The organism is Dyella mobilis, assembly GCF_016904945.1.
Lineage (GTDB): Bacteria > Pseudomonadota > Gammaproteobacteria > Xanthomonadales > Rhodanobacteraceae > Dyella_B > Dyella_B mobilis.
Window position 1 is genome coordinate 493593 of record NZ_JADIKF010000040.1, and the last position, 12263, is coordinate 505855.

The 12263-nt window shown below is 63.1% G+C and carries 8 protein-coding genes and 1 tRNA gene; 3 read left to right on the forward strand and 6 right to left on the reverse strand.

Going from position 1 to position 12263, the window contains the following annotated elements:
• Together recB and recD are read left to right on the forward strand one after the other, a co-directional pair.
• Nucleotides 1-3654, forward strand: coding sequence for an exodeoxyribonuclease V subunit beta (gene recB, locus ISS99_RS18440; RefSeq protein ID WP_239538173.1), 3654 nt, complete (start codon nucleotides 1-3; stop codon nucleotides 3652-3654).
• The gene (gene recD, locus ISS99_RS18445) at nucleotides 3644-5617 is read left to right on the forward strand and encodes an exodeoxyribonuclease V subunit alpha (protein ID WP_204633073.1); all 1974 of its coding nucleotides are present in this window, start codon (nucleotides 3644-3646) and stop codon (nucleotides 5615-5617) included. The genes recB and recD overlap by 11 nt, the downstream gene beginning before the upstream one ends.
• A gap of 10 nt (nucleotides 5618-5627) precedes the next feature.
• On the opposite strand, the gene ISS99_RS18450 is transcribed toward recD, so the two are convergent.
• From ISS99_RS18450 to pilV, 5 genes are read right to left on the reverse strand one after another with little or no spacing between them, the layout of a single operon-like run.
• Complete coding sequence (locus ISS99_RS18450; RefSeq protein ID WP_204633974.1) at nucleotides 5628-6047, reverse strand: type IV pilin protein; 420 nt, start codon at nucleotides 6045-6047, stop codon at nucleotides 5628-5630.
• Nucleotides 6048-6059: 12 nt separating this feature from the next.
• Complete coding sequence (locus ISS99_RS18455; RefSeq protein WP_204633074.1) at nucleotides 6060-8228, reverse strand: pilus assembly protein; 2169 nt, start codon at nucleotides 8226-8228, stop codon at nucleotides 6060-6062.
• A gap of 40 nt (nucleotides 8229-8268) precedes the next feature.
• Complete coding sequence (locus ISS99_RS18460; protein ID WP_204633075.1) at nucleotides 8269-8925, reverse strand: pilus assembly PilX family protein; 657 nt, start codon at nucleotides 8923-8925, stop codon at nucleotides 8269-8271.
• Between the two features lie 27 nt (nucleotides 8926-8952).
• Nucleotides 8953-10305 (reverse strand): PilW family protein, encoded by a 1353-nt coding sequence (locus ISS99_RS18465; RefSeq protein ID WP_204633975.1) that lies wholly within the window; start codon nucleotides 10303-10305, stop codon nucleotides 8953-8955.
• Nucleotides 10302-10829, reverse strand: coding sequence for a type IV pilus modification protein PilV (gene pilV / locus ISS99_RS18470; protein ID WP_204633076.1), 528 nt, complete (start codon nucleotides 10827-10829; stop codon nucleotides 10302-10304). Before pilV ends, ISS99_RS18465 begins: the two co-directional genes overlap by 4 nt.
• A gap of 207 nt (nucleotides 10830-11036) precedes the next feature.
• Here pilV and ISS99_RS18475 point away from each other — a divergent pair.
• A tRNA-Thr gene (locus ISS99_RS18475) sits at nucleotides 11037-11112 on the forward strand.
• Nucleotides 11113-11572: 460 nt separating this feature from the next.
• On the opposite strand, the gene ISS99_RS18480 is transcribed toward ISS99_RS18475, so the two are convergent.
• Entirely contained in the window at nucleotides 11573-12064 is a 492-nt protein-coding gene (locus ISS99_RS18480; protein ID WP_204633077.1) for a hypothetical protein, read from the reverse strand.
• Between the last annotated feature and the right edge of the window lie 199 nt (nucleotides 12065-12263).

The following is a 12263-nucleotide window of genomic DNA, read 5'->3' on the forward strand; positions in this document are numbered from 1 at the left end:
ATGGCACCACTGGCCCCGTTGCAACTGCCGCTGCACGGCATCCAGCTGATCGAAGCCAGTGCCGGTACGGGCAAGACCTGGACGCTTGCCGCCCTCTATCTGCGCCTGGTGCTTGGGCACGGCGGACAAGCGCCGCGATTGCCGGCGCAGATCCTGGTGGTGACCTTTACGCGCGCCGCCACGGCCGAATTGCGCGAACGCATCCGCGAGCGCCTGGCCTCGGCCGCCGCCGCGTTCCGCGGGCAGCAGCAGGCCGATGATTTTCTGCGGCAGTTGATCGATGCCTATCCCGATGCCCATGCGCGAGCCGCCGCAGCGCGCCAGCTCGAACTGGCGGCGCAATGGATGGACGAAGCAGCTGTCTACACCATTCACGGCTGGTGCCAGCGCATGCTGGCGCAACACGCGTTCGAGGGCGGCGAGTCGGTCGAGGAAGTCGCCGACGAAAACGCGCGGCTGGCCGAAGCCGTACGCGACTACTGGCGCCGCTTCTATGCCGTGCTGGATCAGGCCGACGCCGCCTGCATCGCCCGGCAATGGAGCGAACCACCCGCACTTCAACGCGCCATCAAGCCGCTGCTTCGCCTGCCTGCCCAGCATCTGCGCATCGACGGCCAACCCTTGCCGGCCGTCGACGACCTGGTACATGCACTGCATCGACACGAAGCACCGCGAAGGCAAGCCGAGCACGCAGCGCGCGAAGCCTGGTCGGCGGATGCCGATGCGATCGAACAGATGCTGCGCGAAGCGGTGTTGAGCAAAACGCTCAAGAACAACATCTTCCGGCTGGAAACTGTGGAGCGCGAGAGCGTGGCGTTGCGCGCGTGGCTGGATGGCGCGCAAGCCGACAAGAAATTGCTGGAGCGCTACACGCAAAGCAAGCTGAACAGTGCCACCAGCAAGAACGGCACGCCACCGGCGCACGCGGCCTTCGCCGCAGTCGAAAAGCTGGTCGACATTCTCGATGCGGAAGCGCCGGTCGCCGCGCTGCTGCTGGCGCATGCCCTGCCCTGGATCCACGTGCGCATCGATCAGATTCGCGAACGGCAGGCCACACCCGGCTTCGACGACATGCTGCGCCAACTCGATGCTGCCCTGAGCGGCCCTGGCGGCGCCTTGCTGGCCGATACCCTGGCCACCCAATATCCGTTGGCGCTGATCGACGAATTCCAGGATACCGATCCGTTGCAATGGCGTATTTTCCAGCGCATCTATGCGGAGCGTGCGGATACGGCGCTGTTGTTGATCGGCGATCCCAAGCAGGCCATCTACGCCTTCCGCGGCGCCGATATCCACACCTACCTGGCCGCACGCGGGGAAGCGCAATCGCCGACCTGGACACTGACCACCAATTTCCGCTCCACCTCCACCCTGGTCAACGCAGTCAATCGCATCTACCAGCATGCGGAAAGCCAGCCCTGGGGCGCATTCGCCTTCGGCCACGGCGAACGCGGCCTGCCCTTCATACCCGTGCGCAGCAGTGGAGGAAAGCGCAGCCTGCTGCATGACGGGCAGCCCGTGCCATCGATCCAGTTGCAGGTATTGGCCGGCGGCGAGGTCATGGCCGGCGGCACCTACATCGAAACGGCCGCGGCGCATGCCGCCGCACGCATCGTCGACCTGCTCGATGCCGCCCAGGCGGGGCAATGCGCTTTTTTCGAAGATGGCAACGAACACCAGGCAACGGCATTGCGTCCGCGCGACATCGCCGTGCTGGTTCGCAGCGGCAGCGAGGCATCTGCGATGCGCGCGGCGCTGCGACAGCGGAACGTGGCCAGCGTGTATCTCTCCGAACGCGATTCGGTGTATGCCTCGCTGGAAGCGGCCGATGTCTTGCTTTGGCTCCAGGCATGCGCCGAGCCTTCGTCCGACCGAGCCATGCGCACGGCGCTCGCCAGCGTGAGCATGGATCGCAACCTCGGCGAGCTCGACCGGCTCAATCACGATGAAGCGTATTGGGAAGCCTGCGGCGAATGCTTCCGCCAGTTGCAGGCCACCTGGCAAAGACACGGCGTGCTCGCCACCCTGCACAATCTACTGCACGCCTTCGACCTGCCCGCCCGCCTGCTGGCCAAGCCGAACGGCGAACGCGCGCTCACTAACCTGCAACACCTGGCGGAGCTGCTGCAACACGCGGCCACCCGGCTGGACGGCGAACACGCATTGATCCGCTACCTCGCCGTGCAGATTGCACGTGCCGGCGAGCGCGATACGGAAACTACCGAAGACCAGATCGTGCGGCTGGAAAGCGAAGCCGACCTGGTGAAGATCATCACCATCCACAAGTCCAAGGGCCTGCAATATCCGGTGGTGATGTTGCCGTTCGTATGCCGATTCCAGGATTCGCCCAGAAACAGCCCGCAACCGTGGCACGACGACCAGGGCCAGGCCTGGATCGACCTGCAACCGGGCGACGACGCCCTGGCTCGCATCGAGCGAGAACGTTTGCAAGAAGACCTGCGCCTGCTCTATGTCGCATTGACCCGCGCCGAGCACGCCTGCTGGCTTGGCGTGGCCTGCACCGTCGATGGCCGCAGCAAAGCGTCCACGTTGTCGCGCTCTGCATTCGGCTATGTGCTGGCGGGCGGCGAGGCGATTGAGCCGTCGAGCTTGCTTGCGCGGCTGCACGCCCTCCGCGGCGAGGAAGACGGCATCCACATCCACGTCGCCACCGAGCCTGCCGGCATCCATCGCTACCATCCGCAGGAGCGCGCACCGATGCAACGCGCTGCGCGCAGCTATCAGCAACCGCAGCCGGAACCCTGGTGGATCGCCAGCTACAGCTCGCTCACACATGGTGCCGGCGAGACCTTGCGCCCGTCGGCGCCAGAGACCGCCACCCAGGACGTGCTGACCGAAACGGCGCGCGAAGCAGTGGAATGGACGGCCATCGAGCAGGACACGGGTATCCACGCCTTCCCGCGCGGTGCCGAGCCGGGCACCTTCCTACATGACTTGCTGGAATGGACCGCCGAGGTCGGCTTCTCGACGGCTGTCGACGATCTTCCCCTGCTGGGCCAAGAGGTGACTCGCCGCTGCCAGCGCCGCGGATGGAGTACGTGGAGCGAACCGTTGGCTCAGTGGCTGCCTACGCTGCTGAGCACGCCGCTGCCCCTGCCCGATGGCGGCACCTTGGCACTGGCCGATATCGACAACCGGTGGCGCTATCAGGCCGAACTGGAGTTCTGGTTCGAGGCCAACCACGTCGACACGCATCGTCTCGATCAACTGGTCAGCCAACACACGCTGCAGGGCGCCCCGCGTCCCGCGCTGCCGCATGGCCGCATCAACGGCATGCTGAAAGGTTTTATCGATCTGATCGTCGAGCAGGATGGCCGCTATTACGTGATCGACTACAAATCCAACTGGCTGGGCGAGACGACGGCCGCCTATACGCCGGCAGCGATGCGCGAGGCTACGTTGCACGCCCGCTACGATTTGCAGTATGCCATCTACACGCTCGCCCTGCACCGCCAGCTTCGCGCGCGCCTGCCCGGCTACGACTATGAGCGCCACATTGGCGGTGCGATCTATCTTTACCTGCGCGGCGTGGATCCATCCGGCCACGGCGTGCACGTGGAGCGCTTGCCGTTTGCCTTGATCGACGCGATGGACCGCCTGTTTGCACGAGGAGCGCGCAACGATGTCGCTTGAGGCTACGCTTGCCCTGCTTGACGATGGCGTCGAGCAACATCGGTTGCGTCCGCTGGATGCCGCGTTCGCACGCTTCCTTGCCGAGCGCGATGCGCAGGTCGAGCCGCGCTTGCTGGTGATGGCGGCACTGGCCAGCCGATTGCTGGGCGACGGCCATCCCTGCCTGGATCTGCAAGCGCTCGACGTGCTCGGGGCCGAATACGATTGGCCAACGGCATGGATCGAACTGGCGAGAGGTACGCCAACGCCATCGCCGTTGCTGGCAGGACCCGACGGACTGCCCGCGCCTGCACCACTGGTGCTGGATCGACACCGCCTGTATCTGCGCCGCTACTGGCGCTACGAGTGCAACGTGGCGCGGGGCATTCTCACGCGCTTGCACACTGATGAAACGCCGGTCGAAGGTTTGCGCGGCGAACTGCAGCGCCTGTTTGCGGCGACACCGGACGATGCCGTGGACTGGCCGCGCGTCGCCTGCGCGCTGGCCGCGCGCGGTGCGTTCAGTGTCATCACCGGCGGCCCGGGCACCGGCAAGACCACCACCGTAGTCCGCCTGCTCGGCCTGCTGCAAACACTGCATCTGCGCGAGCAATCCAAGCCCTTGCGCATCCGTTTAGCTGCCCCCACCGGCAAGGCGGCCGCGCGGCTCAACACGTCCATCGCGCGGCAGATTGCGCAATTGGATGTCGACGAATCCGTGCGCGCCGCCATTCCGATGGAAGTGGAAACGCTGCATCGACTGCTCGGCGCCCGTCCCGACAGTCGCCACTACGCGTACAACCAGCGACACCCGCTGCACCTGGATGTACTGGTGGTCGATGAAGCCTCGATGATCGACCTTGAAATGATGGCCGCCGTATTGGATGCACTGCCGCCGCGAGCACGCCTGATTCTGCTCGGCGACAAGGACCAGCTGTCATCGGTGGAAGCCGGCGCGGTACTCGGCGATCTCGGCCGCCGTGCGGAGCAAGCCCACTACGGCGCATCGACCGCCGCCTGGCTACGCGACACCAGCGGCGATGATGTCAGCGCTTTTGTGCGCGACGATGCCACGCCCCTGGACCAGCACGTAGCCATGCTTCGCGACAGTCACCGCTTCGACGCGGCCAGCGGTATCGGCCGGCTCGCCGCTGCGGTAAACGCAGGCGACGCACGTGGCGTGCACGCCCTGCTCGCGTCTCGCTCTACCGATATTGCATGGCTGCCTGACGGCGCTGCCGATACGCCGCTTGCCGTCATCGCCACAGAGGGCGATGCCGATCGCTTCGCTTCGGCACCGTCCGGCGATGCGCCGCGCGGATTTCGCTTCTATCTCGATCGCCTGCAACAGCTACGCCCCTTGGCGCAGGCCGACCACGCGATTTACCAGCACTGGGCACATCAGGTGCTCGACGCCTTCAATCACTTCCAGTTGCTTTGCGCCGTGCGCCAAGGGCCGGCCGGCACGGAGCAGCTGAATCGGGAGATCGCCGCCAAGCTGTACGCATCCGGCCTGATCGAAACCGACCGCGGCTGGTACGAAGGCCGGCCGGTGATGATGACGCACAACGATTACAGCCTTGGCCTGATGAACGGCGACGTGGGCATCACGCTGCGCATGCCAGCGACCGACGGCACGCTTCGCCTTTATGCGGCTTTCCCATTGACCCGCGGCGCATCGTCCAGGGCGGATGAAGCGAGCGAAGACGTCGTGCGCTGCGTGCTTCCATCGCGGCTCGGCGAGGTGGAAACCGTCTATGCGATGACGGTACACAAGTCGCAGGGCTCGGAATTCGAACACACCGCCCTGGTATTGCCCGAAGAAGCCTCGCCCATCCTTACCCGCGAGCTGCTTTATACCGGCATCACCCGTGCCCGCCGCTGGCTGAGCCTGATCGGCACGCCGGCGAGTCTCGAGCAGGCGCTCGCGCAACGCACCCGGCGTTATTCGGGCCTGGCGGAACGGCTGGACCTGCCCCCTTGAACACGCCGCTTCACCAGCAAAAGCCGTCTGCGTTGGCCTGTGCGTCGTTGCGCGCGGGGAACTTGCGCCCCCGGCTGTCGATGGAAAGACTTCCGCAGGCATCGCCGGCCTGGGCGCGGACCGGCGTGGCCAAGACCACAAAGGTTTGCGCCGAATCGGCTTCGACCGACAGGCTCACTTGGTAGTAGCCATTGGGCGACATCGCGATATCGTCGAAGCCGAACTTGCCAAGATCCGCCGTGTAGCGATTGTAAGTGGCATACCAGCGTTCTTCGTCGTTGGCGATGCCTAGCAAGACCTGATGCGCATCCGAACGATGCGAGCGAAGCGCGTAACGCGTATAGGCGGCCGTAGCGAGCGCCGCGAGTATGGCGAAGATGCCCGTTACGATGATCAGCTCCAGCAAAGTAAAACCCCGTGCGCGATGCATCGCTGCCTCCTTTCAGTCATCGGGTGTCAAAAGGGTCCAGGATCGACGACGCCAGATGGGGCTGTCGAACGACAAAGGCACGGGCAGTTTGTTGCGACCGCCCTGCAAGCTGATACCCGGGAGAATGAGCTTGCCGCCACCGATTGCCGTAGCCACCGGCAAGGAACCGCTGCTGCGCGGTTTGTCGGTCAGGCCGCCCACATACGATCCGCCTTGAAACGACACGGCGTTGCCGGCGCCACCCGTGGCTGCATCGACAGCCATCACGGCGCTTTGCGGCCCGGCATGCGCGGGACCATCCGGAATGAGGGTGGTGACCAGTACCGAGCCGGTATTGAACAACGCCGTGGGGGTGATGACGACACGCTCGCCGGGAACCACGTTCAAATCGACGTACCAGCCATCGTCCTTGGCGGACAAGGGGACGGAACTGAGATTGCGCAATGTTGCACCGTCGACGACGGTCTGGCTCAAGGCCTGGGCCCGCAGATTGGTGCGTGTTGCCGTGAGCGGACGGCCGCGGCCGTCAAGCCGGTCGCGTATGCCGTATAACGATTGCACGGGGATGTCCGCACTGCGATCGCCGGCACCGAGATACTTGCCGGTGCCGAACACCACCATGAAACGGCCGGTGGCAGGACCGGGGAACAAGCGTGGCGAGGTAGTGATCGGCTGGTCGCCCTGCACCGCAGGACGGAATGCCAGCGTCACCGTCCAATCCGACGCACGCGGCGAAGACAGGTCGAAGCGCCAAAGATTGCCGGCGAGGTCGCCGGCGAAGGCGATATCGTCGATCTGATCGTCGTCATAGTCGCCTAGCACCGGTGTAGCGAGACCATAGCCCGATACGCCCGGTATCGAGGTCGGTGTCTTCAATTCGCGGATCACTTCGCCAGTCTGTGCATCCAGCACGAACAACGCGGCGTAATCGGCGGGTGCGTCCTCGGCGGCGGATTCACAACGCGCGGGCCGATCGGACTTGCTGCAATCCGGAAAGTAACCGCCCGGAACCAGCACTGCCCATTGGCCGCTGGCGAGCCTGGCGACGGCCGGCTGACCATAGGTGTAGCCGAGATCGGCAGGTCGATATGCGTCGCCTGCCATGGATAACCCCGGCGCAGCATCGGCATCGAACTCCCACAACACGGTACGGGAAGGGAAAACACTGCTTCCCAGGGAGGCGCGCGCGACATCCAGCGCATACACGCCTCGCCCTCCCAAGCCCAGCCCTCCGGTCAGCAAGGTGTGCCACTCGTGCCGTCCTCGCTCGCCAAAGAACACATCGCGAGTAGCAGGCGTGGCATCGACCGTGGGCTGGAATTGGAAATGCAGTGCCTGGGTAAGGTTGCCGAGATTGGCATAAGCCGCTCGCGGCAGATAAGCCCAGCGCTCTTTGCCTGCGTCGCTAGGCAGCTTGCATGGAATGCGCTCGCAATCGGGTTGCGGAGATAGAAAAGCGTGCAGCATGCCGTCATTGGCCGCGATATAGAGCGTGGGCGTGCGATCGGCCTGATCGGCGACGAACGTTGCGTACGTCTGCGCACCGGCTTCCATCTCGGGCGCGCGCACGGATTTGTCGTGAATGCGGGTCGGCCAGTGGTCGCGATACCGGCCGGCGGGATAGCCGACATAAACCGCTTGCGCGTGGATGATGGCGCCGAGCAGGCTGCTGCGCGGACGCAAGGTGCCATCCTGTTCTTTGCCGCGCACGCCGCGCAGGTAATCCACGCGTGCCGCCAAGGTGTCTCGCAGTGCGTCTTCCGGTGCAGGCGTCATCAGGCCTTGCACTTCCGCTTCGTCAAAAGCCGCAGCCGGTTCGAATGCCATGCCGGCAATGCCGTTGGCGGTCATCCCGGCGGTAAGCAGGGTGCGGCGGTCGGGTGGCGTGACGGATGCGTTCGTGAGCAACACACCCGCGTCCCATACCACGCTGGCCGGCGCACCATCGTCATCCACCGTGGCAGCCCGCAATACGCCGGACCAATCCATCGGGTTGTAGCCGCCTTGGAACGCAAGCAATCCCGCTCCGGTCACACTGCCGTTCAGGCCCAGCACCGCAAGCGATGGAGCGGCTTGCGTGTTATCCAGGGGTAATGGGCTCAATTCCACGGTGTTGGCCGGCGGATTTTCCGCGGCCTGCAACGAGGACGTGCTCAACGCGCACAGGCACGCGCCAATCATCCATGCACTTATTTGCCTACGCGTATGCATGCTGTGCCGCTCACCGTCCGGAAGGCGCATCGAAGGTGCTCTGCACCACGCTCACCACGTTCGGATTGCCGCCTGCACCGCGTGCGGTAATGCGATAAATGTGCAGATCGAGCTCATCCGCATCGCCATTGTTGGGGCCGGTGTTACCCGATTCGTGCAAGCCGCCCGTTCCCGGCGGCCGCTCGCGGCCAAGATCCTCGATGAGATAAACCGGATCGTACGCAAGCACCGAGGTAGGCTGGCCCAAGTCACGCGTATAACCACGACGCTGCGGACCGCTGTAGCGCTTGCCGATGCCCGTTACCCAGCCCGTTGCGGTGCGGAAGATACGCACTTTGCCGCCTGCTGCATAAGGCCTGCTTTGCGGGCGGTAGACGATACAGCCGTCGTCGCTCGAAATATTCCCCTCCTGGCAATGCAACCCCGCACCGGCTGCCTTGAGCCATATCTGGTACTCCGCGCCGCGCAAGGCGGTTTCGGCACTCATCCTGGCCTGCTGCGCATTGCGCAAGCTTCCCGCCATGCGTTGCTGCAACAGCGAACGCTGTGCCGCACCGACGGCCAGGAACGTGATGAGCAAAAGAAAGATCAGCGCTACCAGCAACGCAAAACCGCGCTGCGGGCGTGAACGAAGACGCGTTGAAAGAAGTAGGTAATGGTTTGACACATCAGCATCCTTGCGACAGAAATCCGGCTAGGGGTTGAAGTTGCGCAATGCCGCTACGGCGGTAAATTCACGCCGCAACATCGGCAGGGGAAAACCTTGCTGCACGGGCGTCACCTTGCGTCCTTCGGCCGTGGGAGGCGCCGGCTCGAACAAACCGTCCGTCGCGTAGGGATAAGTCAGTTCATCCTCGGTGAGGGTGTACAAGGGCTGCTGGCCGTCCATCAACAGATCGATTTCGATCAGGCTGACCGCGCGCCACAGGCAACCCCGATCGTCGCTGCCGCGAATGGACAAGAGTGGTGCGGGACAATCGGCACGCGTGCTGTTGTCCACCTGCTCGGCGCTGTAGTAACGCACGCTGCCGTCCGCCTTCTGCACGCCGTATTTGAAATCGAGCCGCTCGACGCCGCGTACGATTTCCTCGGCGGAGCCGTCACGGTCACCGGTCGTCGAGCCGCCATTGATGCGACGAACCAGCGCACCGGTCGTATGCCCACTGTCATCGTCGCTATCCACCACTTTCAGGTAATAGGTGACGGTGCGCCAGTCGCGGCTCAGGTCGAACAGCGCAGGCGCAAGAGCACTTCGAAAAGCGCCGGGCTGCGCGAAGTTGTTTCCGGATGAAACGAGCCGGCTGGTGCCCTGCCCCGACACGGCAAATATCTGCGCACTGGAGCAATCGGACAGCATCGCCAGTGGATGGCCGCCAGGAAAGGTCTTGGTATTGCTCTTTTCGGTCGCGGCGCCGAGATCGATGGACAACGCGCCATCGGCTCCAACAGCGATACCGTCGCCATCAGGGGCGAACATCCACGCCGCGGAGGTATCCAGATAGCGCACGGTGAGCACCGATGCACCGATCACGCGGGCATCCTTGGCAGTACCCATCGCCGGAATGCCGATGCCTTTGGCGTTTCGCTTGTTGCTGGGATCGACCGGCTTGCAATCGCTCGGCGAGCAATCGTAGCCGCGCATGGCAAAAAACGACGGCAGGGAATACGGCTCCGCCGGCGCCGGAGGATAAGGATCACCCCATGGCGTGGTCAGGTCATTCAATGCGGCGATCAGCGCACCCGGATCGCTGGCATACACCGTCGGCGCACGCAGCTCATCCAGATAAGGCCCCGCTGCCGTGGCGTGCGCATTGCCACCCGTGCCTGCGCAGTAGTTCATTCCGGTCATGATCAGATCGTTGCGGATCTGGGTGACGGCGAAACGTCCTTCTTCCTGCAATCGCTCCAGCTGAATCCGCACCTGGTTGCCGCGGGAAGAGGAAACAAACGCCGCCATCACGCCCGCACTCACCAGCAGACCCAAGACCATGGCGATCATCAACTCGACCAGCGACACGCCGCGCTGAGCCCGCAGGCAACCGCTCATGGCTGAAACTCCCAGGCAAACGTCTGCTGCGCACCGGCCTGTTCATCGGAAGCCGTTGCCGTGCTGCCTCGCTCGCTCCAGCTCACCTCCATTTTGCAATCGCCGCCATAGGGAGGCCGTAACGCCACCTGGCCCGATGTCGGCACATAGGCAAGGCCGGCGTGGCTGCACGCGATGCTTGCGTGCACGGGCGGCGGCAGGAAGGTCACCAATTGGCTGCTCCAGAGCCCACGGTCGTGCCTGGCCAGCTGCGCGGGCGTGCATCCGGCAGCGCAGTCCTGCCTGGATGCGTCGGGATAACTGCCGTCGTAACTCCCCTGCCACACCCCCATGAGATTGGCCTGCATGCGCTCCGCCATATTCTGCGCGAGGAAGACCACCTGGGTGCGCACATAGGCCGCATGACTGGAGCGCGCAGCCAGCACCAGCAAGCTCGACGCCCCCGCGATGCCGACGCTGAAAATCAGCACCGCCACCAGCACTTCGATCAAGGTGACGCCCCGTTGTAACGGCAAATGCGGCATGTCCAACTGTCCCGATAATCCTGGCGAACAATGTCGCCCAGGGAAACTCGGCACGTCAGTCGGCCACTGTCTCGCCAGCGAGTACGGGGCCGGACGGCCGCCCCGCCCGGATGTTCCGGCCGGCCATCAGCGCATTCCGACACTCCGGTCCCGACCGAGCCACACGGCTTGCGGTCGGGGGGCCGGCTCCGTACACTAAGCGGCTCAGCCGGAATAGCTCAGTTGGTAGAGCGGCGCATTCGTAATGCGTAGGTCGTAGGTTCGATTCCTATTTCCGGCACCAAACTAAAAAGCCAAGGTCTTGACAGACCTTGGCTTTTTTTCGTTTTGCGTTTGAAGTACCCGCATATCTAGCCACAGCAATTCGCGCAGACGAGAACTTCGGCGAAGAGCGAGCGATATGTCCACTCTGTCGCGCTCGGAACTTCTACTACTGGGGTCCCGGCTTTAACTATCCGAAAGGTTTGCACCGGCATCTGCACGGCAGCCATGGAAGCACATCATGCTCTGTAGCTAGGGCTGCGTACGAGATCGCGCTCGGTAGAGAGGCCGACCCAGAGAACCGGGCGGTTAGTCCCTCAACGTCGCTCAACAAATTTGACTGGCTTGGACAGTGACTTCGGCACGAGCCGTGCGTGTTTGTTCAACGACGCTCCACATCTGAGACACAAAGAGATTGTGCCGCGCAGGCTTACCGCACTGAATGGCGAATCGACGGCATTTAGCTTAATTGGCTCGGATGCCTATTCCGCAATGGATTTAGCCTTTCCGATCACTTTCCCTCCGAAATTTACGTTCCGATTGCTGTCCAGTTCAAAAGTAATTTCCTGGCTGCACTCCTCTTGTTCATCCCGAACCGTAAAAGTGACACGTGAGCTCTTGTCTGCCGCCTTATAGTCAATATGTGGCCTCATGCTCTTTTTCACCCATATGATGCCGCCAATAGATTGGGCACCTATGTCACCAGAATTACCCAACACTATGCCAAGTGAGGCCCACTCCCCTCTTGTGGGGTAACTTTCCTCATCGAATGGCCAAAAAACAACGCCGCCGTTTGCATTCGAACTGGAGATCGGATCCGCGAGCCATCCTAAGTAATTAAGCGGCAATGTCGTAATTGGCTCGAACTTAACCAGATCCGAGCATTGACTCTTTTCAGCGGCATGAACACGTGGAGCTGAGACCCCCAGCAGAATAAGAAATAGAAAACTCCACGCTTTAATGGCGGCTCTCATGATCTTCTCGCCCTTTGCCAATGTTCATGACTTAAATGAGACTTTGATTGACCTTGGTTCAATTTTGGCCACCCTCGCAGACGCCGGATCGCAATAACCACCTGACAGTGGCGCATTCACTGAGCAGTACGATCTGAATCCCATAGCGTTCCTCGTGGGGAGTTGAAGAAATGCCGCGGGCATCCTCTCAGCCAAACGC

Coding starts and splice junctions, on each gene's coding strand:
- recB (WP_239538173.1), top strand. CDS start 1: ATGGCACCACTGGCCCCGTTGCAACTGCCGCTGCACGGCATCCAGCTG.
- recD (WP_204633073.1), top strand. CDS start 3,644: ATGTCGCTTGAGGCTACGCTTGCCCTGCTTGACGATGGCGTCGAGCAA.
- ISS99_RS18450 (WP_204633974.1), bottom strand. CDS start 6,047: ATGCATCGCGCACGGGGTTTTACTTTGCTGGAGCTGATCATCGTAACG.
- ISS99_RS18455 (WP_204633074.1), bottom strand. CDS start 8,228: ATGATTGGCGCGTGCCTGTGCGCGTTGAGCACGTCCTCGTTGCAGGCC.
- ISS99_RS18465 (WP_204633975.1), bottom strand. CDS start 10,305: ATGAGCGGTTGCCTGCGGGCTCAGCGCGGCGTGTCGCTGGTCGAGTTG.
- pilV (WP_204633076.1), bottom strand. CDS start 10,829: ATGCCGCATTTGCCGTTACAACGGGGCGTCACCTTGATCGAAGTGCTG.
- ISS99_RS18480 (WP_204633077.1), bottom strand. CDS start 12,064: ATGAGAGCCGCCATTAAAGCGTGGAGTTTTCTATTTCTTATTCTGCTG.